Origin of the sequence: Kocuria oxytropis (genome assembly GCF_040981195.1) — a bacterium.
Taxonomy (GTDB): domain Bacteria; phylum Actinomycetota; class Actinomycetes; order Actinomycetales; family Micrococcaceae; genus Kocuria; species Kocuria oxytropis.
The window spans coordinates 11,753-36,687 of record NZ_JAVFXA010000019.1 but is presented as its reverse complement, the minus strand read 5'-3'; the positions used below and the strand labels follow the sequence as shown (position 1 = coordinate 36,687).

At 73.8% G+C, this 24,935-nt stretch carries 23 protein-coding genes; 19 read left to right on the top strand and 4 right to left on the bottom strand.

Annotation, left to right across the window (positions count from 1 at the left end; translation table 11 throughout):
* Window positions 1-4: 4 nt before the first annotated feature.
* A complete protein-coding gene (locus QYM41_RS15605) occupies window positions 5-238 on the bottom strand; it encodes a DUF5703 family protein (protein ID WP_298590098.1) in 234 nt (77 codons plus the stop codon).
* A 40-nt stretch (window positions 239-278) separates the two neighbouring features.
* On the opposite strand from QYM41_RS15605, the gene QYM41_RS15600 reads away from it, so the two are divergent.
* The 3 genes from QYM41_RS15600 to mshC all read left to right on the top strand — a co-directional run bounded on the left by QYM41_RS15600 (window position 279) and on the right by mshC (window position 2,975).
* Window positions 279-641 carry a primosomal protein gene (locus QYM41_RS15600; RefSeq protein ID WP_368800700.1) on the top strand — a complete coding sequence of 121 codons (363 nt, stop codon included), beginning with the start codon at window positions 279-281 and terminating at the stop codon, window positions 639-641.
* Between the two features lie 105 nt (window positions 642-746).
* On the top strand, window positions 747-1,577 hold the full coding sequence (locus QYM41_RS15595; RefSeq protein WP_368800699.1) for an undecaprenyl-diphosphate phosphatase: 831 nt from the start codon (window positions 747-749) through the stop codon (window positions 1,575-1,577).
* 114 nt (window positions 1,578-1,691) lie between these two features.
* Window positions 1,692-2,975 carry a cysteine--1-D-myo-inosityl 2-amino-2-deoxy-alpha-D-glucopyranoside ligase gene (gene mshC / locus QYM41_RS15590; protein WP_368800698.1) on the top strand — a complete coding sequence of 428 codons (1,284 nt, stop codon included), beginning with the start codon at window positions 1,692-1,694 and terminating at the stop codon, window positions 2,973-2,975.
* Between the two features lie 94 nt (window positions 2,976-3,069).
* Here the strand turns inward: mshC and QYM41_RS15585 are convergent, their stop codons facing one another.
* Complete coding sequence (locus QYM41_RS15585; protein ID WP_438612607.1) at window positions 3,070-3,969, bottom strand: PAC2 family protein; 900 nt, start codon at window positions 3,967-3,969, stop codon at window positions 3,070-3,072.
* 83 nt (window positions 3,970-4,052) lie between these two features.
* On the opposite strand from QYM41_RS15585, the gene QYM41_RS15580 reads away from it, so the two are divergent.
* From QYM41_RS15580 to QYM41_RS15505, 16 genes are all read left to right on the top strand, one after another.
* A complete protein-coding gene (locus QYM41_RS15580; protein ID WP_368800697.1) occupies window positions 4,053-4,763 on the top strand; it encodes an HAD family hydrolase in 711 nt (236 codons plus the stop codon).
* Window positions 4,760-5,887: a site-2 protease family protein gene (locus QYM41_RS15575; RefSeq protein ID WP_368800696.1), complete on the top strand. Its 1,128-nt coding sequence runs from the start codon at window positions 4,760-4,762 to the stop codon at window positions 5,885-5,887. Before QYM41_RS15580 ends, QYM41_RS15575 begins: the two co-directional genes overlap by 4 nt.
* A 130-nt stretch (window positions 5,888-6,017) precedes the next feature.
* Window positions 6,018-7,175, top strand: coding sequence for a tRNA (adenine-N1)-methyltransferase (locus QYM41_RS15570; RefSeq protein WP_368800695.1), 1,158 nt, complete (start codon window positions 6,018-6,020; stop codon window positions 7,173-7,175).
* On the top strand, window positions 7,172-8,953 hold the full coding sequence (gene arc, locus QYM41_RS15565) for a proteasome ATPase (RefSeq protein WP_438612606.1): 1,782 nt from the start codon (window positions 7,172-7,174) through the stop codon (window positions 8,951-8,953). Before QYM41_RS15570 ends, arc begins: the two co-directional genes overlap by 4 nt.
* Window positions 8,950-10,587 carry a depupylase/deamidase Dop gene (gene dop / locus QYM41_RS15560; protein WP_368800694.1) on the top strand — a complete coding sequence of 546 codons (1,638 nt, stop codon included), beginning with the start codon at window positions 8,950-8,952 and terminating at the stop codon, window positions 10,585-10,587. The genes arc and dop overlap by 4 nt, the downstream gene beginning before the upstream one ends.
* Before the next feature lie 34 nt (window positions 10,588-10,621).
* Complete coding sequence (locus QYM41_RS15555) at window positions 10,622-10,831, top strand: ubiquitin-like protein Pup (protein WP_368800693.1); 210 nt, start codon at window positions 10,622-10,624, stop codon at window positions 10,829-10,831.
* A 5-nt stretch (window positions 10,832-10,836) separates the two neighbouring features.
* A complete protein-coding gene (gene pafA, locus QYM41_RS15550) occupies window positions 10,837-12,282 on the top strand; it encodes a Pup--protein ligase (RefSeq protein ID WP_368800692.1) in 1,446 nt (481 codons plus the stop codon).
* A gap of 114 nt (window positions 12,283-12,396) precedes the next feature.
* Window positions 12,397-13,356, top strand: a complete 960-nt coding sequence (locus tag QYM41_RS15545; RefSeq protein ID WP_368800691.1) for an FKBP-type peptidyl-prolyl cis-trans isomerase — start codon at window positions 12,397-12,399, stop codon at window positions 13,354-13,356.
* A 106-nt stretch (window positions 13,357-13,462) separates the two neighbouring features.
* On the top strand, window positions 13,463-13,858 hold the full coding sequence (locus QYM41_RS15540; protein ID WP_368800690.1) for an FKBP-type peptidyl-prolyl cis-trans isomerase: 396 nt from the start codon (window positions 13,463-13,465) through the stop codon (window positions 13,856-13,858).
* A gap of 11 nt (window positions 13,859-13,869) precedes the next feature.
* Window positions 13,870-15,939: a WYL domain-containing transcriptional regulator gene (locus tag QYM41_RS15535; RefSeq protein ID WP_368800689.1), complete on the top strand. Its 2,070-nt coding sequence runs from the start codon at window positions 13,870-13,872 to the stop codon at window positions 15,937-15,939.
* 23 nt (window positions 15,940-15,962) lie between these two features.
* On the top strand, window positions 15,963-16,331 hold the full coding sequence (locus tag QYM41_RS15530; RefSeq protein WP_368800688.1) for a hypothetical protein: 369 nt from the start codon (window positions 15,963-15,965) through the stop codon (window positions 16,329-16,331).
* Window positions 16,324-16,620 carry a Sec-independent protein translocase subunit TatA gene (gene tatA, locus QYM41_RS15525; RefSeq protein WP_368800687.1) on the top strand — a complete coding sequence of 99 codons (297 nt, stop codon included), beginning with the start codon at window positions 16,324-16,326 and terminating at the stop codon, window positions 16,618-16,620. The genes QYM41_RS15530 and tatA overlap by 8 nt, the downstream gene beginning before the upstream one ends.
* 116 nt (window positions 16,621-16,736) lie before the next feature.
* Window positions 16,737-17,630 carry a twin-arginine translocase subunit TatC gene (tatC, locus tag QYM41_RS15520; protein WP_368800686.1) on the top strand — a complete coding sequence of 298 codons (894 nt, stop codon included), beginning with the start codon at window positions 16,737-16,739 and terminating at the stop codon, window positions 17,628-17,630.
* Between the two features lie 71 nt (window positions 17,631-17,701).
* Complete coding sequence (locus QYM41_RS15515; protein WP_368800685.1) at window positions 17,702-20,539, top strand: DEAD/DEAH box helicase; 2,838 nt, start codon at window positions 17,702-17,704, stop codon at window positions 20,537-20,539.
* An 84-nt stretch (window positions 20,540-20,623) separates the two neighbouring features.
* The gene (locus QYM41_RS15510) at window positions 20,624-22,312 is read left to right on the top strand and encodes an amidohydrolase (protein WP_368800684.1); all 1,689 of its coding nucleotides are present in this window, start codon (window positions 20,624-20,626) and stop codon (window positions 22,310-22,312) included.
* Window positions 22,313-22,507: 195 nt separating this feature from the next.
* Window positions 22,508-23,245 carry a polyprenol monophosphomannose synthase gene (locus QYM41_RS15505; protein ID WP_368800683.1) on the top strand — a complete coding sequence of 246 codons (738 nt, stop codon included), beginning with the start codon at window positions 22,508-22,510 and terminating at the stop codon, window positions 23,243-23,245.
* An 87-nt stretch (window positions 23,246-23,332) separates the two neighbouring features.
* On the opposite strand, the gene QYM41_RS15500 is transcribed toward QYM41_RS15505, so the two are convergent.
* Both QYM41_RS15500 and QYM41_RS15495 read right to left on the bottom strand, forming a co-directional pair.
* Window positions 23,333-23,668 carry an RNA polymerase-binding protein RbpA gene (locus tag QYM41_RS15500; protein ID WP_368800682.1) on the bottom strand — a complete coding sequence of 112 codons (336 nt, stop codon included), beginning with the start codon at window positions 23,666-23,668 and terminating at the stop codon, window positions 23,333-23,335.
* A gap of 134 nt (window positions 23,669-23,802) precedes the next feature.
* Window positions 23,803-24,927: an SPFH domain-containing protein gene (locus tag QYM41_RS15495; RefSeq protein WP_368800681.1), complete on the bottom strand. Its 1,125-nt coding sequence runs from the start codon at window positions 24,925-24,927 to the stop codon at window positions 23,803-23,805.
* Window positions 24,928-24,935 lie beyond the last annotated feature (8 nt).

The following is a 24,935-nucleotide window of genomic DNA, read 5'->3' as shown; positions in this document are numbered from 1 at the left end:
GGGCTCAGACGGTGCGCTCCACGCGCATGACGCGGCGGCGCAGCCAGTACTTGCGGGTGCCGCCGTAGAGCAGGACGGAGCGGGTCAGCTCCCACTTGCCGTACTCGGCGTGCTCGCTGAGCCGGGCCCGCGCGTCGCTGAGCAGTTCGTGCGGCGCGACGGTCAGCAGGAGGTACTCGTAGCGCTGGTCGGCGTCCCTCGTGAGGGTCGCCGTGCTGGTCCGGACTTGTTCTCTCATCGGTCCCCATTCTGCACGGAATAGCGCTAACGTCTACTCCATGAGCAATGATCCTCGGGCCGCGCTGCAGGCTCTCGTGAGCGCCTTCGAAGAACACCTCGTCGCCGCGTCGAACCGGCGCAGCGACGACGACCCCGCCGTGGACGGCGCCTACATCGCCATCGCGGACGCCTTCGACGCCTACGAGGAGGCGCTCTACGACGCCTACGACGAGGTCACCCCGCTGACCGTCTTCGCGGAGGACGACTCCGACGACGACTCGGACGACGACGACGAGGACTCGGACGACGACGAGGACGACGAGGAGCTGCTGGAGGACAACGAGATGCTCGACGAGGACCTCGTCGACGAGGAGGACTACGAGGACCTCGACGACACCGACGGGGCGCGCTCCGGCCGCTGAGCCCCGCCACCGCATCGGCAGGAGCGGCCCGCACCGCGGGCCGCTCCTGCCGCGCCCGGGCCTGTCCCGCCCGCCGCGGCGCGGGAGGTGCCGTAGGGTGGCCGGGTGAATTGGATCGAAACCATCATTCTGGGCCTGGTCCAGGGCCTGACCGAGTTCCTCCCGGTGTCCTCCTCGGCGCACCTGCGCATCGTGGGGGAGCTCCTGCCCAACAGCGCCGACCCGGGGGCCGCGTTCACGGCCATCACGCAGCTGGGCACCGAGACCGCCGTCATCATCTACTTCTGGCGCGACATCGCCCGCATCGTCTCGCGCTGGAGCCTGTCCCTGGTGGGCCGCGTGGAGCGCTCGGACCCCGACGCCCGGATGGGGTGGCTGATCATCCTGGGGTCCCTGCCCATCGGCGTGCTCGGGCTGCTGCTGGAGGACTACATCGACACGGAGTTCCGGTCCCTGTGGATCACGGCCACGATGCTCGTGGTCTTCGGCGTGATCCTGGCGGTGGCGGACCGGGTCGGCCGGCAGGCCCGCCACCTCGACGACCTCACCGTCAAGCACGGCGTGCTCTACGGCCTGGCCCAGGCGCTGGCCCTGATCCCGGGCGTCTCGCGCTCCGGGGGCACGATCACCGCGGGACTGCTCATGGGCTACACCCGGGAGGCGGCCGCCCGCTACGCCTTCCTGCTGGCCATCCCGGCCGTCTTCGCCTCGGGTCTGTACAAGCTGGCCCAGACCGTGGGGCAGCCGCAGGAGGGTCCCTACGGGATGACGGAGACGCTCGTGGCCACGGGCATCGCGTTCGTGGTGGCGTACGTGATCATCGGCTGGTTCATGCACTACATCTCCAACCGCAGCTACACGATCTTCGTGTGGTACCGCATCGCGCTGGGCCTGGCCATCTTCGTGCTCCTGGGGCTCGGGGTCATCAGCGCCTGAGTCCCGCACGCCCCGGACCGCTCAGCCCCGGGGGCCGGGGGAGCCGGCCGGTCCGGTAGGTTGGACGAGGCCCCGCGCCGCCGTCGTCCCGTCCCCGAACCACCCGAGGTGAGCATGAAAGCCTGGTCCGCCCGTCCCGTCCCCGACCTCCCCGGCGAGGCGTCCCTGCCCGTCGTCCAGGACACCCGGCTGCGGCGGCTGACGGAGCTTCCCCGGCAGGACCGGGCGAGCCTGTACGTCTGCGGGATCACCCCCTACGACGCCACGCACATGGGCCACGCCGCCACCTACGTGGCCTTCGACCTGCTGCACCGGGCCTGGCTGGACGCGGGGACCCCGGTGGACTACGTCCAGAACGTCACCGACGTGGACGACCCGCTGCTCGAGCGGGCCACCGCGACGGGCGTGGACTGGCGGGAGCTGGCCGAGGAGCAGACCGAGCTGTTCCGCACGGACATGAGCGCGCTCAACGTCCTCCCGCCCCAGCACTACGTGGGCGCGACCGAGTCCGTCGACTGGATCGTGCCCGCCGTCGAGGGCCTCGTGGCCCGGGGCATCGCCTACCGGGTGCCTGGCCGGGACGGGGAGCCGGACGGGGACGTGTACTTCGACGTGGAGGCCGCGGGCGCGCTGCCCAGCGAGGACCCGGACGCGTGGGTGCTCGGCGACGTCTCCCACCTGAGTCCCGAGCAGATGCTGCCCCTGTTCGCCGAGCGCGGCGGGGACCCGGAGCGCCCCGGCAAGCGGAACCGGCTGGATCCGCTGCTGTGGCGCGCGGAGCGCCCCGGCGAACCGGCCTGGGACGGGGCGTCCCTGGGAGCGGGCCGCCCGGGCTGGCACATCGAGTGCTCGCTCATCGCCCTCCAGCACCTGCCCGCGCCGTTCACCGTCCAGGGCGGCGGCTCGGACCTCGTCTTCCCGCACCACGAGATGGGCGCCGGCCACTGCTGGGCCCTGACCGGACGGCCCATGGCCCAGCACTTCCTGCACACCGGGATGGTCGGGCTCGACGGGGAGAAGATGTCCAAGTCCAAGGGCAACCTCGTGCTCGTGTCCGCGCTGCGGGCGCAGGGGGTGGACCCGGCGGTGATCCGCACCGCGATCCTCGCCCACCGCTACCGCGACGACTGGTTCTGGACCGACCAGGTGCTCGCCGGCGCCGTGGCCCGTGTGGACACCTGGCGCCGTGCCCTCACCGTGGCCCCCGAGGGCAGCGCCGCCCCGCTCGTGGAGACCGTGCGCACCGCCCTGGCCGACGACCTGGACGCCCCCGCGGCGCTGGCGGCCGTGGACGAGTGGGCCGCCGCGGCCCTGGCCGGCGGCACCCCGGGGACCTGCGGGGCGGACGCCCGGCTGGTCCGTGACCTCGTGGACGCCCGGCTGGGCATCGAGCTCTGACCACGCCGCGGGACGTCTCCCGCGGCACGGCGAGGGGCGGCACCCCGGTGCGGGTGCCGCCCCTGACCGCGCCGTGCCCGGGCGCGGGGCCGGCTCACTTCTCGTCGCGACGCCGGCGCAGGTAGCGCTCGAACTCCTTGGCGATGGCGTCCCCCGTGGCCTCGGGCAGGTCCGTGGTGTCCTTGGCCTCCTCGAGCTGCTGGACGTAGGCGGCGATCTCGGGGTCGTCCGAGGCCAGCTCGTTGACCCCCCGCTCCCAGGCCTCGGCGTCCTCGGCGATCTCGTCCAGGGGCAGCGTGATGCTCAGCAGCTCCTCGAGCTCCCGCAGCAGGGCCAGCTCGGCCTTCGGGGAGGGGGACTGCGCGACGTAGTGGGGCACCGCGGCCCACAGGCTCACCGTGGGGAACCCGCCCAGGGAGGCCATGTGGGAGAGCAGCCCCACGATGCCCGTGGGCCCCTCGTACTGGGAGGAGTCGATGCCGAGCTCCTCCTGGAGCTCGGCGGTGTCGGAGGTCTTGGTCACCGGGATGGGCCGGGTGTGCGGGACGTCGGCGAGCAGCGCCCCGACCATGACCACGAAGTCGACGTCGAGCAGGGTCGCCTGCTCCAGCAGCTCGGCGGTGAAGGAGCGCCACCGGTAGGAGGGCTCCCAGCCGTGCAGCAGCACGAGGTCGAGGTTCGTGCCGGGCACGGTGGCCGTGGACAGCCGGGTCGTGGGCCAGACGATCTTCACCTCGCCGGTCGCCGAGCGGCGCACGATGGGCCGGGAGAACTGGTAGTCGTAGTAGTCGTCCGACGTGACCTCGAACACGTCCTTCGCCCCGTACTGGCTCGCGAGGAACTTGACCGCGTCCGTGGCGGCGTCCCCGGCGTCGTTCCAGCCCTCGAACGCCGCCACGAGCACGGTCACGCGCTCCCGGTCACCGTCCTCGCGGACCACGCCGAACGGGCCGGCCTGGGGGCGGGGGAACGTCTCGTCGAAGTCGTTGCTCACGGCACCACACTACGCGCCGGGACTTCGACGGCAAGAGCTCCCGGCAGCGGGGGGCCCGTGTTGCGGCCACTACGATGGAGGCCATGTCCCGCCTCCTGTCCACGCCCCCGGGCGTGCCCCTGCCCACCGCCGTGCTGTTCGACATGGACGGAACCCTCGTGGACACCGAGCCGTACTGGATCGAGGCCGAGATCGACCTGGTCCGCTCCCACGGGGGGACCTGGACCGAGGCCGACGCCCTGGCCATGGTCGGCACCGGGCTCGAGGACGCCGCCGCGGTGTTCCAGCGCCAGGGGGTCGCCCTCGGCATCCGGGAGATCGTGGACCGGCTCGTCGCCCGCGTCGCGGCCCGCACCCGGGAACGGGTCGTGTACAAGGACGGGGCGCCGGAGCTGGTGGCGGCCCTGCGCGAGTGCGGCGTGCCCCTGGCCCTGGTCACCAGCAGCGAGGCACCCCTGGCCGAGGTCGTCCTGGAGGCCTTCGGCGGCCCGGGCGTCTTCGACGTCGTCGTCACCGGGGACCTCGGCCACCCGGCCAAGCCCGCCCCCGACCCCTACCGGATCGGCGCCGCCGGGCTCGCCGAGCGCGCCCGCCGCCCGCTCGGGCTCGGCGGCATGGTCGCGGTGGAGGACTCACGCACGGGCATCCGCTCGGCCACCGCGGCGGGGATCTTCACCGTGGGGGTGCCCAACATGGTCCCGCTCGACGACGCCGGCGCGGACCTCGTGCTGCCCAGCCTCGCCGGTGTGGGCCCGGCGGACCTCGGCCGGCTCGTGGCCGGGGCCCGCGCGTGAGGCGCGCCCGCACCGAGGGCATCCCCCTCGGCCGGATCGGCGGGGTGCCCGTGACCCTGTCCTGGTCCTGGTTCCTGATCGCCGCGGTCACCGTCCTGCTCTACACCCCCGTGCTCATGGAGGCCTATCCCCGCCTGGGGGCGCTCAACTACGCGGCCTCCCTGGGCTTCGCCCTGACCCTGGCCCTGTCCGTGCTGCTGCACGAGCTCGCCCACGCCTGGACGGGCCGGGCCTTCGGGTGGCCCACGAGCCGCATCGTGCTGAGCCTGCTCGGGGGGCACACCCACTTCGGGGAGGTGCGCAGCACCCCGTGGGCCTCCGCGGCGGTCTCCCTGGCCGGGCCCGCCGTCAACCTCGCGCTCGGCCTCGCCGGCTGGGTGCTGCTGCGCACCGGGGAGCCGTCCCCCACGCTCGGCTGGGTGCTGCTCGACCTCACCACGTGGGCGAACCTCATCGTGGGCGTCTTCAACGTGCTGCCGGGTCTGCCGCTGGACGGCGGCCGGGTGGTCGAGGCCCTGGTCTGGGCGGTCACGGGCCGGGAGCAGCGCGGCACGGTGGTCGCGGCCTGGACCGGCCGGCTGCTCGCCGCGGGGCTCGTGGCCGGGGCCGCCCTCACCGGCCTGTGGCGCCAGCCCGTGGCGCTCGTGCTCGTGGTCCTCGTGGCCGGCTTCATGTGGCAGGGCGCCGGCGCCTCCCTGCGCGCGGCCGCCGTCCTGGCCCGCGTGCACGGGGTCAGCGCCGCCACCCTGGCCGAGCCCGCCGTGGCGGTGCCCTCGAGCGCCTCCCTGGCCCACGCCGACCGGCTGGTCACCGACCACCTCGCCCGCGCCGCGGGCGGAGCGGTTCCGCACGTGCTGGCCCTGGACCCGGACCGCCGGGTGCTGGGTCTGCTGGTGCCCGCCGCCGCGGACGCGGTGCCCGCCGGCCGGCGGGCGGAGACCCCGCTGACCTCGGTGCTGCAGCAGCTGCCGGCCGACGCCGTGCTCGACGCGGGTCTGCGGGAGGAGGCGCTGCTGCGGGCGGTCGCGGCCCGGGAGTACCCCCACTACGTGGTCACGGGACCCGGCGGCGTCCTCGTGGGGGTGCTGCGCAGCGCGGTCCTCGAGCGCCTGCTCGCCGGCTGAGCCCCGGGCCCCCGCCTGCGGGAGGCCGCGAGCACGGGGACACGCCCGCGGTGACACAATGGGGGAGGACCCCGGGCCGGCGCCGCCGGACCCGCACGAGATGACCATGCCCTGCCCCGAGAGTGAGCCGATGACCGGAACCGCTGACCAGACCGCCGCCCCCTCGCCCGCGTCCCCGCGCGGCGCCGCCAACCGGCGCGGGCCCTTCCGGGCCGGGGAGCGCGTGCAGCTGACCGACGAGCGCGGGCGGATGAACACGGTCACGCTCGCCGAGGACGGCGCGTTCCACTCCCACCGCGGGGTGCTCGGCCACGGCGAGCTCATCGGCCGGCCGGAGGGCACCGTGGTGCAGAACTCCGCCGGGTTCCGCTACCAGGCCCTGCGCCCGCTGCTCAAGGACTTCGTGCTGTCCATGCCCCGCGGCGCCGCCGTGGTCTACCCCAAGGACGCCGGCCAGATCGTCACGATGGCCGACATCTTCCCGGGTGCCCGGGTGGTCGAGGCGGGGGTGGGCTCCGGCGCCCTGTCCATCTCGCTGCTGCGCGCGGTGGGCGACGAGGGGCACCTGCACTCCTTCGAGCGCCGCGCGGAGTTCGCCGACATCGCCCGCGGCAACGTCGAGACGATGTTCGGCGGGCCCCATCCCGCCTGGCGGCTGAGCATCGGGGACCTCGCCGAGGAGCTCGGCGAGCTCGAGGCGCCCGGCTCCGTGGACCGCGTGGTCCTCGACATGCTCGCCCCCTGGGAGTGCCTCGACGCCGTGGCCACGGCCCTCGCCCCGGGCGGGGTGGTCATGTGCTACGTCGCGACGGTCACCCAGCTCTCCCGCACCGCCGAGGCCATGCGCGCCGACGGCCGCTACACCGAGCCCGACGCCTCCGAGACCATGGTGCGCGGCTGGCACGTCGAGGGCCTGGCGGTGCGCCCCGACCACCGCATGGTCGCCCACACCGGGTTCCTGCTCTCCGCCCGCCGGCTCGCCGACGGCTCCGAGCGGCTGGCCCCCAAGCGGCGGGCCTCCAAGTCCGAGTACAGCGAGGACGACCTCCAGGCCTGGACCCCCGTGGCCCTCGGCGAGCGCGACGTCACCGACAAGAAGCTGCGCCGGGCCGGCCGCGAGGCCATGGGCCTCGCGGAGCAGGCCGCCCGCGCGACCGCGCCCGCCGGCGACCCGGCCGCGACGCCGCCCGCGGTCTCCGCGGGGACCGCTCCGCGCACGGCGCCCGAGGGACCGGGGGAGACGGCACCCGGCGCCGTCCCCGAGCACCCCCACGAGGAGCGCCCGTGAACGAGAGCTCCCCCCAGCAGGCCACCGGTCCCGCGGGCACCGGAGCGGCCGACGCCGAGCAGACCCGCCGCGCCCTCGTCAACGCCCAGCGGCAGGTCAACATCCTGCGCGACCAGAAGCGCGCCCTGGACAAGCAGCTGGCCGCCGCCGGGACCCAGAACCAGAAGCTCGTCCGGCTCCTCGACGCCACCCGCACCGAGATCGCCCAGCTCAAGCGCGCCCTGGAGAACGACCTCGTCCCGCCCCTGAGCCAGGGCACCGTCCTGCAGGTCAATCCCGGACGCGCCCCCGTGGGCGAGCAGACGGGCACCGGTCCGGCCGTCACCGACCGCACCCTCGACGTGCTCGTGGCCGGCCGGCGGATGCGGGTGGCCCTGAGCCCCCTCGTGAGCTTCGCCGCCTGCGAGCCCGGCCGCCAGGTCCTCCTCGACCAGAACTACACCGTCGGCGCCGTCCTCGACTACGAGCAGACCGGGGAGATCGCCACCGTCAAGGAGATCGTGGACCACGACCGCGTGCTCACCGTGGGGCGCTCCGACGAGGAGCGCGTCCTGCTGCTCTCCGGGCTGCTGCGCCGCAGCCGCCCGGAGATCGGCGACGCCGTGTCCATCGACCACCGCACCGGCTTCGCGCTCGAGCCCATCGAGCGCACCGACGTGGAGCAGCTCGTCCTCGAGGAGGTCCCCGACGTCTCCTACGACGACATCGGCGGCCTCGGTCCCCAGATCGAGCAGATCCGCGACGCCGTGGAGCTGCCCTTCGTGCACCCGGAGCTCTACCGCGAGCACGGGCTCACCCCGCCCAAGGGGATCCTGCTCTACGGGCCCCCCGGCAACGGCAAGACCCTCATCGCCAAGGCCGTGGCCCGCTCCCTCGCCGAGCGCGCCGCCGACCGCGCCGGGCGAGGGACCGCCCTGGGCTACTTCCTGAACATCAAGGGCCCCGAGCTGCTGGACAAGTACGTGGGGGAGACGGAGCGGCAGATCCGCTCCATCTTCCTGCGCGCCCGCGAGCAGGCCGCCCGCGGCATCCCCGTGGTCGTGTTCTTCGACGAGATGGACTCCCTGTTCCGCACCCGCGGCTCCGGGCTCTCCTCGGACGTGGAGACCACCATCGTCCCCCAGCTGCTCACCGAGATCGACGGCGTGGAGCGCCTCGACAACGTCATCGTCATCGGCGCCACCAACCGGGAGGACATGATCGACCCCGCGGTGCTGCGACCGGGACGCCTCGACGTCAAGATCCGCATCGACCGCCCGGACGCCGAGGGCGCCGCCGAGATCCTCCGCCTCTACGTCACCGAGGACCTGCCCCTGCGCCAGGACGAGGTCGAGGCCGCCGGCTCCCGCGCGGGGGCCGTCACCGCCCTCGTCGACGCCGCCGTCGCCCGGATGTACCAGAAGAGCCCCGGCACGCAGTTCCTGCACCTGAGCTACCGCGACGGCACCGAGGAGACCCTGTACTTCAGCGACTTCACCTCCGGCGCCGTCATCCGCAACGTGGTGGACCGGGCCAAGAAGCAGGCCATCAAGGACCTGCTCACCACCGGGGTCCGGGGACTGGGCCGGGAGCACCTGGTCCGCGCCGTGGACGAGGAGTTCCACGAGCAGCAGGACCTGCCCAACACCTCCAACCCCGAGGACTGGGCCCGGATCTCCGGGCGCCGCGGCGACACGATCACCGACCTGCGCGTGGCCCTGCACCGCGACCCGCACCCGGCCGGCCCCGGCGCGCGCCACACCCCCGCCGGGGCGGACCCGGGGGAGGGGCCCGCATGAGCGTCCGCCGCGTCATGGGCGCCGAGACCGAGTTCGGGGTGCTCGCCGCCGGCAACCCCCAGGCCAACGCGACCGTGCTCTCCACCCAAGTGGTCACCACCTACGCCGCCCTCGTCCGCCGCCGCCTCGGCGCGTCCCGCACCACCACCGGCTGGGACTACCACGGGGAGACCCCGCTGCAGGACGCCCGCGGCTTCGCCGTGCCCCGCGAGCAGGCCGACCCCTCCCAGCTCACCGACGTCGCCCCCGTGCTCACCGCCGAGGAGGTCGCCGCCGAGGTCCTCCGGGAGAGCGGCCCCCACGCCGAGACCCTGGACTGGCGCCAGGTCGTGATGAACACGGTCCTGCCCAACGGCGCCCGCCTCTACGTGGACCACTCCCACCCCGAGTACTCCTCCCCGGAGGTCACGACCCCCCGGGACGCCGTCCTCTGGGACGCCGCCGGGGACCGGGTCGCCCTCGACGCGGTCCGGGCGATCGCCGCGAGCGCCCCGGACACCGGCCTCGACGTCGTGAACCTCTACAAGAACAACACCGACAACAAGTCCGTGTCCTACGGCGCGCACGAGAACTACCTCGTGCCCCGCTCCGTGCCGTTCGAGGCCCTCGCCGCCGGCCTGCTGCCCTTCTTCGCCTCCCGCCAGGTCGTGTGCGGCGCCGGCCGCGTGGGACTGGGGGACCGCGGGCAGCGCCCGGGCTTCCAGATCAGCCAGCGCGCCGACTTCTTCGAGCGCGAGGTGGGCCTCGAGACCACCGTCCACCGCCCCGTGGTCAACACCCGGGACGAGCCCCACGCCGAGCGCGCCCACCACCGGCGTCTGCACGTCATCATCGGCGACGCCAACCTCTCCCACACCTCGAACCTCCTGAAGTTCGGCACGACCTCCCTGGTCCTCGGTCTCATCGAGGCCGGCGCCGCCCCCGACATCGCGCTCGCGGACCCCGTGGCGGCCCTGCAGGCGATCAGCCACGACCCGGGCCTGAGCACCACCGTGACGCTGCGGGACGGGCGGGAGCTCACGGGCGTCCAGCTGCAGCGGCTCTACCTCGAGGCCGCCCGGGCGCACGAGCGGACCGCCGGGGGCCCCGACCCGGAGACCCGCGAGGTGCTGGAGCTGTGGGCGGAGGTCCTCGACGCCCTCGAGACCGACCCCCTGTCGCTGGCCGACCGCCTGGACTGGGTCGCCAAGCACGCCCTGCTGCTGGGCTACCGCGAGCGCGACGGCCTCGGGTGGGAGGACCCGCGCCTGACGCTGATCGACCTGCAGTACGCGGACGTGCGCCCGGAGAAGGGGCTGTACCACCGGCTGGTCGCGGCCGGGCGGATGCGCACCCTCTTCGGCCCGGAGGAGCTCGAGCAGGCGGTGCGGCTGCCGCCCGCCGACACCCGGGCGTGGCTGCGGGGCGGGCTGGTGACGCGCTTCCCCGACGACGTCCTCACGGCCAACTGGGACTCCGTCTCGCTCACCCTGCCCGGGGTGCGCCGCGGCGCGCGGATCACGATGCCGGAGCCCCTCGAGCTGACCCGGGCGGACGTCGGCGACCTGCTGTCCGCGGCGCCCGACGCCGAGCACCTCGTCCGTGCCCTCGCCGCCGCCCGACCCGCCCGCGTGCACACCGGCTCCCTCGGCTGAGCACCCCGACCACCGACCCCAGGAGGACCCCGACATGGCCCAGGAACGCATCTTCGGCACCGGCGCCCAGCGCCGCGAGGAGAACGAGCTGCCCGATCCCGGAGCACCCGCTCCCAGCGCCCCCGCCGCCCAGTCGCAGACCGGCACGTCCGGTGCCGACGACCTGCTCGCCGAGATCGACGGCGTGCTCGAGGCCAACGCCGAGGAGTTCGTGAAGGGCTTCGTCCAGAAGGGCGGCCAGTAGCCCCCATGGACCGCAGGATCTACGGGGTCGAGACCGAGTTCGGCATCACCCACAGCGCTCCCGGGACCCGCCCGTTCAGCCCGGAGGAGGCCGCGCGCGCCCTCTTCCGGCCCGTGGTGGCCTGGGGCCGGTCCTCGAACGTGTTCCTGCCCAACGGCGGGCGCCTCTACCTGGACGTCGGCTCCCACCCCGAGTACGCCACCGCGGAGTGCGCCACGCTCGAGGACCTCGTCGCCCAGGACAAGGCCGGCGAGCTCATCGTCGACGACCTCCGGAGGCAGGCCCAGGAGGCGATGGCGGAGCAGGGGGTGGCCGGGCAGCTGTACCTGTTCAAGAACAACGTGGACTCGCGCGGCAACTCGTACGGCTCCCACGAGAACTACCTGATCGCCCGGCGCACCGAGTTCGCCCGCCTCGTGCAGATCCTCATCCCGTTCCTCGTCACCCGCCAGCTGCTGGTCGGCGCCGGCAAGGTGCACCCCGCCGGGCCCGAGGACTTCGGGGCCGTGCGGGTGGCGGACGCGGCCGGGACGCCGAGCTACTCGTTCTCCCAGCGCGCCGACCACATCTGGGAGGGCTCGTCCTCGGCCACGACACGCTCCCGGCCCCTCATCAACACCCGGGACGAGCCGCACGCCGACGCCGAGCACTACCGTCGGCTGCACGTCATCGTGGGCGACTCGACCATGTCCCAGACCACCACCGCGCTGCGCATCGGCACCACCGACCTGGTGCTGCGGATGATCGAGGCCGGCCAGATCCTGCCCGACCGCACCATGGTGGACCCCGTGCGGGCTCTGCGGGAGGTCTCCCACGACCTCACCGGCACCCGGCCGGTGGCCCTCGCCGACGGCACCCGGCGCTCCGCGCTGGACCTGCAGCGCGAGCACCTCGAGGCGGTGCGCCGGTTCGTGGACCGCGAGGGCGCCCACCACGACCGGGTGCCGTGGGTGCTGGAGCTCTGGGAGCGGACCCTCGACGCCGTGGCCCGGCAGGACGCCTCCGGGATCGACACGGAGATCGACTGGGCGATCAAGAAGAAGCTGCTCGACGGCTACGCCGCCCGGGACGGCCTGGACCTCTCGGCGCCCCGGATGGCGCAGCTGGACCTCGCCTACCATGACACGGCCCCCGAGCGGGGGCTGTTCAACCTGCTGCAACGCCGGGGACGGGCGGCCGCCTTCGTCCCGGAGGAGCGGGTCCGGGAGGCCGCCGGCACCCCGCCGCCCACCCGTGCGGCCGTGCGCGGCCGGTTCATCGACGCGGTGGTCGCCTCCGGGCACCACTACACCGTGGACTGGGTGCACCTGAAGGTCAACGAGCGCAGCCAGCGCACGGTGCTGTGCAAGGACCCGTTCGCCGAGCGCAACGCCGAGGCCGACGCCCTGGTGGCCTCCCTCGGCGGGACGGGCGCCGCCGGCCGCGCCCACGGGGACGCCCCCGTGGTGTGACCCGCGCGGGACGTCACCGTCCAGTCAACGTCCAGCGCCCTGCACTAGGCTGACCGCCGTCCCGACCCGTGCCCTCCCACCGCCCCACCGGCCCGACCCCTGAGGAAGCTACCTGTGCGAAAGACCCTGACCACCTCCGGTGCCGCCCTGACCCTGGCGCTCGTCCTCGCGGGCTGCTCCGGGCCCGGCGTCGACTCCGTGGAGCTCAGCAACGACCCGGAACCCGGCACGGCCCCGTCGGTGACCTTCGAGACCCCCCTCAACGCCGAGGAGGCCGGTGCGAAGGAGCTGCGCGAGGGCGAGGGCGAGGAGATCGCCGAGGGCGACACGATCCTCCTCCAGGCGGCGCTCTTCAAGGGCTCCGACGGCACCTCGATCGGCGAGACCTACTCCCGCGGCGCCGGCCAGGTGCTCCAGCTCGAGCAGGAGCTCAAGGACCAGATCCCGGAGATGTACGACGCGCTGGTGGGCGCGAAGGAGGGCGCGATCATCGCCTACTCCTCCCCGGAGACCTCCGGGGCCGCCGGTGACGAGTCGACCTCCGTGGAGGTCTACGAGGTCGTCCGCAAGATCCCCACCGAGATCGAGGGGGAGATGCAGGACAGCCCCCGCGGCCTGCCCGAGGTCACCGAGAACGAGGAGGGCGTGCCGGCCCTGGCGGAGCCGGAGGGCAAGGCCCCGGGCAAGCTCGTCTCCGAGTACCTCATCGAGGGCGACGGCGAGGAGGTCGCGGAGGGCGACACCGTGATCGCGCACTACGTCGGCGTGAAGTGGTCGGACGGCGAGACCTTCGACTCCTCCTACGAGAACGGCGCCCCGGCGTCCTTCCCCCTCGACAACGTCATCGAGGGCTGGCAGAAGGGCCTCGAGGGCAAGAAGGAGGGCTCCCGGGTGATCCTGTCCGTGCCCGTGGGGCAGGCCTACGGCACGGAGAAGGAGCTGGGCGAGGACTCCGACTACCCGGCCGGCAGCCTGCTCTTCGTGGTCGACATCCTGGCGGCCGTCGACACTCCCGAGGCGCCGGCCGAGGCGGAGCCCTCCGCCTCCCCGTCGCCCTCCGCGACCGGGGAGTAGCTCCCGGTCGGATAGGGTGGCCCGGTGGGGCGGGAGACCCCTCCGGGCCCGCCGTCCCACCGATCCCGACGGCCACCCGTCGACGACCCGACGAACAGGAGCACCCATGTCCTTCGGAGAGCGCAAGCTCGACCGCAGCAAGCCCGAGATCGACTTCCCGGAGGGGGAGGCGCCGACCGAGCTCGTCATCACGGACCTCGTGGAGGGCACCGGCGCCGAGGCGACCCCCGGCAAGCAGATCTCCTGCCACTACGTGGGCGTGACGTTCTCCGCCGGCGAGGAGTTCGACGCGTCCTGGAACCGCGGCCAGCCCCTCGACTTCACCGTGGGCGTCGGCCAGGTCATCGAGGGCTGGGACAAGGGCCTGCTCGGCATGAAGGTCGGCGGCCGCCGCCGCCTGGAGATCCCCTCGGACCAGGCCTACGGCTCCCGCGGGGCCGGCGGGGTCATCGGCCCCGACGAGGCCCTGATCTTCGTGGTGGACCTGCTGGACGTGCGCTGAGGACCCACCGAATGGCAGCCCGATCGACGGAGCGGCTTCTCAACCTGCTCATCGCCCTGGTCTCCCGCGAGCGCGGGTACACCCGCGCCGAGCTGCGGGAGGCCGTTCCGTCGTACGCGGAGTCCGCTTCCGACGAGGCGTTCGAGCGCATGTTCGAGCGCGACAAGGCGGAGCTGCGCGACCTCGGGTACCCCATCGAGGAGGTCTCCGAGGACCCCCTGTTCCCGGACGACACGCACGGCCACCGCTACCGGATCCCGCGCGGGTCCTTCACCCTCCCGCCCCTGCGGTTCACGGCCGAGGAGTCCGCGGTGCTGGCCCTGGCGGCCAACGCCTGGACGGACGCCTCCCTCGGCGAGCTCGCCCACCGCGCCCTGCGCAAGCTCGAGCCCGCCATCGACGGCCTGCCGGAGGACGACGCCCCGCCGCTGCTGCAGCCCACCCTGACCGCCCACGAGCCGTCCTTCGAGCCGCTCCTCTCGGCCGTGGTGCGCCACCGCGAGGTGCGCTTCGACTACCTGGCCCGCAGCACGGACCAGCTCACCACCCGGAGGCTGCGGCCGTGGGGGATCGGCTCCCGCTACGGCAACTGGTACGTGGTCGGCTGGGACCTCGACCGTCAGGACTCCCGCACCTTCCGGCTCTCGCGGATCATGTCCGACGTGACGGTCACCCGCAAGGAGTTCGACCCGCCCGAGGGCTTCTCCATGAACGAGGCGCTGTCCCACATGGTCTCGCACGCCCCGGCCCGCACCGTGGAGGTGCTCGCCCGCCCGGGCCACGCGCAGATGCTGCGCCGCATGGCCTCGCGGCAGGAGCCGGGCACCGGGGACGGCGGGCAGCGCTGGGACCGGTTGAACATCCCCTTCGCCGAGACCGAGATCCTGGCCGAGGAGATCGCCGCGGCCGGCCCCGGCGTCCTGGTGCCGCAGGACGGGGACGGCACCGCGCCCACGATGCAGGCCGAGGTGCGCGCCGCGGTGGTGCGGCGGCTGCGCAGCGCCGAGACGGCCGTGGCCCGGTTCCGCGGGGTGACGGTCGACTGGAGCCTCAAGTCCCGCAAGGGCACGCGCAACAAGCTCTCGACCGCGGACCACCTCTCGCGGCTGCTCGAGATCGTCCGCTGGGTCTACGCCCACCAGGGCGCGGAGCTCGAGGAGACGGCCCGCCGGTTCGGGATCACCGACCAGGAGCTCATCGCCGACCTGAACACCCTGTTCGTGTGCGGCAAGCCCGGGCACATGCCCGACCAGCTGATCGACGCGTCCTGGGACGACGGCCACGTCTACCTCTCCAACGCGGACGAGCTCTCCGACCCCGTGCGGCTGACCCAGCCCGAGGCCTCGGCGCTGCTCGTGGGGCTGCAGACGCTGCGCACGGTGCCCGGCGGGGACTCCGAGGCGGTGGCCTCCGCGATCGCGAAGGTCGCCGGCGCGGCCGGGGACGCCGGGGTGCTGGCCAACGCGGTGGGCGCCCGCCCCATCACGGACACCCCCGCGCCCGCCCTCACCGACGTCATGGCGGCGGTGCGCCACGCGGTGGAGCAGCGCCGCCGGATCCGGATCCGCTACGTGGTCCCGTCCCGCGACGAGCTCACGGAGCGGGTCGTCGATCCGATCCAGGTGTTCTCCTCCAACACGCACTGGTACGTGCGGGCCTGGTGCCTCGGGGCCGAGGGGATGCGCAACTTCCGGCTGGACCGGATCTCCGCCGTCGAGGACGCCGGGCCCGCCGGGGAGCGCCCCGCCGCCCAGGAGGCCGCCGCCGCCGCGCCGCCGTCCCCCGGGACCCCGGACACCGTGGAGGTCGTGCTGGTCACCGACCGGCGCAGCCGGTGGATCGCCGACCAGTACCACGCCGGCCGCACCGCCGTGGTGCGGCCGCCCGGAGGTGCCCGCACCGGGGCGGCCGCCGACCACGAGGCCGCGCTGATCGGTTTCCAGACGGTCGAGGCCGTGTGCGCGCTCGTCACCCGCTACGGCGGCCAGCTCGCCGTGGCCGGGCCCGAGGACGTCGTGGCGCAGGTGGAACTCTGGGTGAACTCTGCGCTCGGCGCCTACGGGTCGTCCGAGCCGGACTGATCCGCCCGCCTATACTGGGGAGCATGCTCTGGTGGTCCTGGGTCCTGCTGTGGACGGTTCTCGTCCTGGTCTGCGCGGCGTTCCTGGGACTGCTCCTGTGGCGCCTGGTGCGGACGTTCCTCGTCCTGCTCCGGGACACCGAGGCGGTGGCCGGGGAGTTCGCCCAGCGCTGGGACGACGCGGCCGCCGGCGTCCGCCGGCCGGTCCGGGCCGCCCCGGACCCGGCCCTGTTCACACCGGTGGGGCAAGCCGTGGCCGACTACCGGGTCGGCCGTGACCAACGAGAAACCGCCCGTCTGCGACGCCGCATCGAGCGCAAGGACCGCAGGGGCCAGCCGCAGCGGATCAGCGACATCCGCCGGGCTGAACGGAAAGGAATGTTCCATGGGTAGGCTCTTCGACAGCCCCTTCATGATCCTGATCATCCTGCTGGTGATCCTGCTGCTCTTCGGCGCGCCCAAGCTCCCGGGCATGGCCCGCAGCCTCGGCCAGTCGCTGCGCATCTTCAAGTCCGAGGTCAAGGAGATGAAGAAGGACGACCAGCCGGACGGCTCGGACGTCGTCGTCGACGGCAAGCCCGTGGAGCGGTCCCAGGGCACGGCCCCGGACCGGGCCCCCGGCACCCCCGCCGCCGACGCCCCGCACGACCCCGAGCAGCGCCCCGGCCGCCCCCCGGCCTGACCCCCTCCGTCCCGATCCACCGCGCCGCCGCCGGCCGGCCCGCGTCCCCGGACGCGGCGTCGGATCGCCCGACCGGCCCCGGCGCACCGCGCGGCCCCGACGTCCCGAAGGTCCTCATGTCCCCGCAGTCCACCCGCGGCCCCCGGAAGCCCCGCGCGGCGCGCAAGGCCAACCCCCAGGCGCAGATGGCCCTGGCCGAGCACCTGCGGGAGCTGCGCAACCGGCTCATCAAGTCCGCGGTGGCCACCGTGGCCGGGATGGTCGGCGGCTTCTTCCTGTACATCCCCTTCATGGCGTACATCACGGAGCCCCTGCAGCGACTGGCCGCGGCCGAGGGCAGCGAGGCCTCCATCAACTACTCGGCCGTGGGCTCCTCCTTCAACATCATGGTGGAGGTCTCCCTGGTGCTCGGCCTCGTCCTGGCCAGTCCCGTGTGGCTCTACCAGATCTGGGCGTTCGTCACACCGGCCCTGCACCGGAGCGAGCGCCGCTACGCGATCGGCTTCCTCGCCGCGGCCGTCCCGCTGTTCCTGGGCGGGATCGCGGTGGCCGTGCTCACCCTCCCCACCGCCGTGTACGCCCTCACCGCGTTCACCCCCGCGGGCGGCACCAACTTCATCTCCGCGGACGTGTACCTGCGGTTCTTCCTCCAGCTCATCCTGACCTTCGGCGTGGCCTTCGTGCTGCCGGTGTTCCTGGTGGGCCTGAACATGCTGGGCCTCCTCTCCGGGCGCACCGTGCTCAAGAGCTGGCGGATCGTCGTCGTCCTCGTGATGCTCGTCTCCGCGATGGCGGCCCCGGGCCCCGACCCCATGACCATGTTCTACCTCGCCGTCCCGCTGCTCACGCTGTTCTTCGTGGCCGTGGGGCTGTGCCTGCTCCTGGACCGCGGGAGGGCCCGCAGGCAGGCCCGCGCCGCGGCCGGCACGGGCGCGACGGCCGACCTCGCGACCTCCGCCGACGAGCTCGAGCAGCTCGGGCGCGACGCCGGGGACGGCTCCCGGGCCTGATCCGCTCGGCCGGCCGCGAACGGGGCCCCGGCGGACCCGGTCGCGTCCGGGCCGGGCAGTAGGCTGGATCCATGTCCTCCTACGCCGACCGATACCTGGCCGCCAAGCAGCGGGCCGCCCACGCGAGGACCGAGCTCTCCGTGTTCCAGCACCGGCTCGAGTTCGAGATGGACAACTTCCAGGTGACGGCCTGCGGCGCCCTCGAGGCGGGCCGGGGCGTGCTCGTGGCCGCGCCGACGGGCGCCGGCAAGACCGTGGTGGGGGAGTTCGCCGTCCATCTGGCCCTGTCCCGCGGCCAGAAGGCCTTCTACACCACGCCCATCAAGGCGCTGAGCAACCAGAAGTTCCACGAGTTCTCCCGGGCCTTCGGCGCGGAACGGGTCGGGCTGCTCACCGGCGACACCTCCGTGAACTCCGAGGCGGACATCGTGGTGATGACCACGGAGGTCCTGCGGAACATGCTCTACGCGGACTCGCCGACCCTGCTGAACCTCGGGTTCGTGATCATGGACGAGGTGCACTACCTCGCCGACCGCTTCCGCGGCGCCGTGTGGGAGGAGGTCATCATCCACCTGCCGGACAGCGTGCAGCTGGTGTCCCTGTCCGCGACCGTCTCCAACGCCGAGGAGTTCGGGGCCTGGCTGGACACCGTGCGCGGGGACACGGACGTGGTCGTCTCCGAGCACCGGCCCGTCCCGCTGTGGCAGCACGTCCAGGTGGGCGGGCGCCTGCTGGACCTCTTCGTGGACGACACCACGGTCGAGGAGGCCGCCGAGCGGCTCGGCGGCCCCGGGCGCGACGAGCCCGAGGTCAACCCCGAGCTGCTCCAGCTCGCCCGCGCGGAGCACCCGCGCGGCGGCCGCCGGGGCGGCCGCGGCCCGGGCGGTCGGTCCCGGGACCGGTTCTCGCGCCGCAACGGCGGCGAGGGCTTCCGTCCCGGCCCCGAGACGCGTCGCGTGTCCCGCCCGCAGCTGGTCCGGCGCCTCGACGCCGAGGGGCTGCTGCCCGTCATCACCTTCATCTTCTCCCGCGCCGGGTGCGACGCCGCCGTGCAGCAGTGCGTGACCGCGGACATCCGGCTGACCTCCGACAAGGAGCAGCAGACCATCCGCGCCCGGGTGGCCGAGACCGCCGCCTCGCTCGAGGCCGCGGACCTCAACGTGCTCGGCTTCTACGAGTGGCGCGACGGCCTGCTGCGCGGCGTGGCCGCCCACCACGCGGGCATGCTGCCCGCGTTCAAGGAGCTCGTGGAGCAGCTGTTCGCCGACGGGCTCGTCAAGGCGGTCTTCGCCACGGAGACCCTGGCGCTGGGCATCAACATGCCGGCCCGCTCCGTGGTGCTCGAGAAGCTCGACAAGTTCAACGGCGAGTCCCGGGTGGACATCACGCCGGGGGAGTACACCCAGCTCACCGGGCGCGCCGGCCGCCGCGGGATCGACGTGGAGGGCCACGCGGTGGTGCTGTGGCAGCCCGGGATGGACCCGCACGCCGTCGCCGGCCTCGCCTCCAAGCGCACCTACCCGCTGAACTCCAGCTTCCGGCCCACCTACAACATGTCGGTGAACCTCGTGGCCCAGTTCGGCGCCCTGCGCTCCCGGAAGATCCTCGAGTCCTCCTTCGCCCAGTTCCAGGCCGACCGCTCCGTGGTGGGCCTGGCCCGCAGGGTCCGCGCCCAGGAGGAGTCCCTGCAGGGCTACCAGGAGGCCATGACCTGCCACCTCGGGGACTTCTCCGAGTACGCCGCCCTGCGCCGTGAGCTCAAGGACCTCGAGCGGGCCGAGGAGAAGGCCGGCTCCCGGCGGCGCCGCTCGGACGCCGTCGCGTCCCTGCACGACCTGCTGCCCGGCGACGTCGTGGAGATCCCGCGCGGACGCAACGCCGGCTACGCCGTGATCCTGTCCACCGACCCCAACCGGGACGACCCCCGCCCCTCGATCCTCACCCTGGACCACCAGCTGCGCCGGGTGGGGGCCCAGGACCTGGACGGACCGCTCGAGCCGGTCTCGCGGATCCGCATCCCCAAGCACTTCACCGGCAGGACGCCGAAGGAGCGCCGCGACCTCGCCTCCTCCGTGCGCAACGCCCTGCACGAGCACCGGCCCCCGCGCGGCGGCGGACGCGGGCACACCATCCAGTTCGACCGCGGCACCAGCGCGGCCGAGCGGCGCATCACGGAGGTCCGCAAGGCCCTGCGCGGACACCCCTGCCACGGCTGCTCGGACCGCGAGAGCCACGCCCGCTGGTCCGAGCGCTGGTGGACCCTGCGCCGGGACACCGACGGGCTGCTGCGCCAGATCGAGGGGCGCACCAACACGATCGCCAAGACCTTCGACCGCGTCTCCCAGGTCCTGGGCTCCTTCGGCTACCTCGAGACCCTCCCGGACGGCGAGGTCCGCCCGACCCGCGCCGGCGAGCAGCTGCGCCGGATCTACGGGGACCGCGACCTCCTGCTGGCGCTGAGCCTGCGCGACGGCGTCCTCGACGGACTCGACCCCGCCGCCACCGCGGGGCTCGTCACGCTGCTCGTCTACCAGGCCAAGCGCGAGGAGCAGGGGATCCAGCCCGTCCTGCCCTCCGCCGCCATGGACCGTGCCGCCCAGACCGTGGTGCGCAACTGGTCCCGGCTCACCGACCGGGAGCAGGAGCACCACCTGCCGGCCACCGCGGAGCCCGAGTTCGGGCTGGTGGAACCGATGTACCTCTGGGCGCGCGGCGCCACGCTGAGCACCGCCCTGTCCGGCACCGAGCTCGCCGCCGGGGACTTCGTGCGCTGGGCGAAGCAGGTCATCGACATGCTCGACCAGCTCGCGGGGATCGACCTCCTCGACGCCGGCACGAGGACCCAGTGCCAGCGGGCGATCGCCCTGGTCCGCCGCGGCGTCGTGGCCCACTCGGCCTTCGAGGACTGACCGGCGCCCCGTCCCCGCGCCGCCGATCTGCCCCGCCGGTCCGCGCCGCTGTCCGCCCGCACCACCGCCCCGAACAGGAGACCTGTGAGCACCACCGCCCCCGCACGCCCCGTCCTCTACCGCAACGGCTCGGTCTACAGCCCCGCCGACCCGTTCGCCACGGCCCTGCTCGTCGACGGCGACAGGGTCGCCTGGGTCGGCTCCGAGGAGGCCGCGCGGTCCCTGCAGGACGCCTCCATGGACGTGGTCGACCTCGACGGCCGGCTGCTGGCGCCCGGGTTCGTGGACTCCCACGTGCACGTGACGGAGACGGCGCTGGCGCTGTCCACCCTCGACCTCACCGCGGCCGGCTCCCTGCACGAGGTGCTCGAGGCCGTGGCCGCCGCCGCGCGCACGGGCACCGGCCCCGTCCTCGGCTCCGGCTGGGACGAGTCCGTGTGGCCGGAGCGCCGGGCGCCGACGGCGGAGGAGCTCGACCGGGCCGCCGGGGGCCGCGAGGTGTACCTGACGCGGATCGACGTCCACTCGGGAGTCGTGTCCGCCGCGCTGTCCCGGCGTCTGGGGCTCGCCGGCGTGGCGGGCTGGCTCGGCGACGGCCGGGTGGAGCACCGCGCCCACGACCTCGTCCGCGCCGCGGCCCTCGGCTTCGACACCGGGCGCCGGGCCGAGCTGCACCGTCTGGCGCTGCGGCACGCCGCGTCCCAGGGCTACGTGGCCCTCGTGGAGGCCAATGCCGAGCAGGTCGCCCCCTTCGAGGACCTCGTGCGGCTCACGGCCCTCGCCAACCACGGGGTCGGGGCCGAGGCCCCCGGTCCCCGCGTGCTGCCCTACCGGGGCGAGCTCGTCGCCACGGCCCAGGAGGCGAGAGCCGTGGCCGACCGGTTCGACACCGCCCTCGCCGATCTGCTCGGCCGACCCGTGCAGCGGCGGGAGTCGCTCGTGGGACTGGCGGGGGACCTGTGCGTCGACGGCGCCCTGGGCTCCCGCACCGCCGCCCTGCGCACCCCCTACGCCGACGCCCCGGGGGACCGGGGGGACCGGTACCTCGACGTCGAGGCGGTCGCCGCCCATCTCGCGGCCACCACGGAGGCCGGGCTGCAGGGCGGGTTCCACGTCATCGGGGACGCCGGGATGGACACCGTCCTCGACGGCCTCGACCGCGCCGGCGAGCTCGTGGGCGACCGGGCGCTGCACAGCGCCGGCCATCGTCTCGAGCACGCCGAGATGATCGACCCCGAGGGCATCGAGCGGCTGGCCCGCCACGCCGTGACCGTCTCCGTGCAGCCGGGCTTCGACGCCGCCTGGGGCGGCCCGGGCGGGCTCTACGAGCAGCGGCTCGGGGCCGAGCGCGCCGCGGCGATGAATCCTCTCGCCTCGTTCTACCGCGCCGGGGTGCCCGTGGCCCTCGGCAGCGACGCCCCCGTGGTGCCTTTGTCGCCGTGGGAGACCGTCCGGGCCTGCCTCCAGCACCACGACCCCGCCCAGCGGATCTCGGCGCGGGCAGCCTTCCTCGCCTCCACCCGGGGCGCGTGGCGGGCGGCCCGGCACCCCGACCCCATGCAGGGCCAGCTCGCCCCCGGCACCCCCGCCACGTTCGCCGTGTGGGACGTCGAGGCGCTGATGGTGCAGCAGGCCGAGGGGACCGGCTCCGCCTGGAGCACGGACCCGCGGGCCCGCACCCCGCTGCTGCCCGCGCTGGACGGCACGGCCCTGCCCGTGTGCCGCCAGACGGTGCTCGACGGCGTGGAGCTGTACCGCTCCGCGGACCTCTGAGTTCCGCCCTCGCGCCGCGCGCGCCCCGCGGATCTTGGTCACGGGCACGGGGCAGGATAGGCTGGGCAACTGCTGCCGGGTGGGCTCGCTCGTCCTTAGAAAACAGGCCGGCATCCCCTCAGGGCCGGACTGGTCCGAAGGCGAGGGAGCCTGCCCCGTGGTGTGGCAGGTGAGACCTCGAAAGGAACGACACCGGTGCGCGTACTGACCGTCATCCCCACCTACAACGAACGCGAGTCGTTGCCGACCGTGATGGACCGGCTCCGCCAGGCCGTCCCGGACGGCCATGTGCTGGTGGTGGACGACAACAGCCCGGACGGCACCGGCCGCCTGGCCGACGACATGGCCGCCGCGGACGGGAACATCCACGTCCTGCACCGGACGAGCAAGGAGGGCCTCGGCGCCGCGTACATCGCCGGGTTCCGCTGGGGCCTCGCACGGGACTACGACGTGCTGGTCGAGATGGACGCCGACTGCTCCCACCAGCCCGAGCAGCTCCCGCTGCTCCTGGATGCCGTCGAGCGCGGGGCGGACCTCGCCATCGGTTCCCGCTACGTCCCGGGCGGGCGCACCGTCAACTGGCCGGTGCAGCGCCAGCTCCTCTCCCGCGGCGGCAACCTCTACGCCCGCACCCTCCTGGGCTCCCGCATCCGCGACATCACGGCCGGCTACCGGGCCTTCCGCCGCGAGACCCTCGAGCGGATCGGGCTCGACACGGTCGACTCCAAGGGCTACTGCTTCCAGATCGACCTCGGCTGGCGCACCGAGCGGGCCGGTCTGAACGTCGTCGAGGTGCCGATCACGTTCGTGGAGCGTGCCGAGGGGGAGTCCAAGATGAGCCCGGACGTGACCCGGGAGGCCGTCGTGCGCGTCGCCCAGTGGGGCCTCACCGCCCGCGCGAAGACCCTGGCGGGCAAGCTCACCGGGCGCTGACCCCTCTCCGGCCGGACCGCGGGCCGGCACGCGCAGGACCCCGACCCGGCTCGGGTCGGGGTCCTGCGCACACCGCGGGCGCGGGGATCAGAGCGCGTGCTTCTCCCGGTAGAACTCCACGCGCTGGGCGAGGATCTCCTCCAGCTCCTCCACGCTGCGCCGCTCCAGGAGCATGTCCCAGTGCGTGCGCTGGTGCTTCTCGTTGGGGTTCTCCGGCTTCTCACCGTTGACGATGATCGCTTCCTTGCCGGTCTTCGACACCCACACCGGCGGGATCTCGGCCTCCGCCGCGAAGGTGACCGTGACCTTCTCGCCGTCCGCGGTGCGGTACTCGACCCGCTGGCGCGGGGCCGGCTCGACACCGGCCTCCGTCTCCATGGACTGGGAGCCCAGACGCATTCCCCTGAGGCTGCGATCGCTCATTGTGGTGGTTCCTCCATAACTGACGGTGGCCACGGCAGTGGCGCACGCTCGGGCTGACGGCGGGTCCGGGACCCGGGATCCGTTGGGTGCAACGCACGGGCCTCCGGGGATGTTCCCACCGGGCCCGCCCTGGGTCAGCGGGACCCGGGACCGTCCTGCGGGGGCATCGGGTCGTCGAGCCGCACGGGCGCCTCCGGGTCGATGCTCGAGGGCCGGGGGATCGTGAACTCGTCCGGGTCCACCGTGGTGCGCTCGAGGTTCGGCTGGAGGTCCTCCTCGGTCACCCGGACCTCCTCGGGGGTGACGAGGGGCTCGTCCGCCGGCTCCGGGCCGGGCTCCGGCTCGTCGGCGTCGGACCAGGTCCCGCGCGGACCCTGTCCGTCCCCGTCCGGGCGGGAGAGGAACTCGCCCACGCCGCGCAGCGCGTCGCCGAGCTCGGCGGGGATCATCCACACCTTGTTGGCGCTGCCCTCGGCCACCTTCGGCAGGGTCTGGATGTACTGGTAGGCCAGCAGCTTCTGCGTCGGCCGGGCCCGGTGGATGGAGTCGAAGACCTTGCGGATGGCCTGGGCCTCGCCGTCGGCGCGGAGGATCGCCGCCTTCGCCTCACCCTCGGCGGAGAGGATGGCCGCCTGCCGCTGGCCCTCGGCCATCAGGATCCGCGACTGCTTGTCGCCCTCGGCCGTGAGGATCACCGCCCGGCGTTCCCGTTCGGCGCGCATCTGCTTCTCCATCGAGTCCTGGATGGACGGCGGGGGAGTGATCTCCTTGATGTCCACCCGGGACACCCGGATGCCCCAGCGTCCCGTGGTGGAGTCCAGGACCCCGCGCAGCTCCGCATTGATCTTGTCCCGGGAGGTCAGGGCCTCCTCGAGGTTCAGCCCGCCGACCACGTTGCGCAGCGTGGCCGACGTCAGCTGGTCGGCGGCCTGGATGTAGTCGACGATCTCGTAGGTCGCGGCCCGCGGGTCCGTGACCTGGAAGTAGACCACGGTGTCGATGCCCACCACGAGGTTGTCCTCGGTGATCACGGACTGGGCCGGGAAGGACTGGACCTGTTCGCGCAGGTCGATCAGGGGCAGCAGCCGGTCCACGAACGGGATGAGGAAGTGCAGCCCCGGGCTGAGGGTGCTCTGGTACTTGCCGAGGCGCTCGACGATGCCGGCCCGCGCCTGCGGGACGATCCGCACGGACCGCACGAGGATGATGACGACCAGGACGACCAGGACGGCGAGCAGGACGATGACGGCGAGGTCCACGGGTGCCT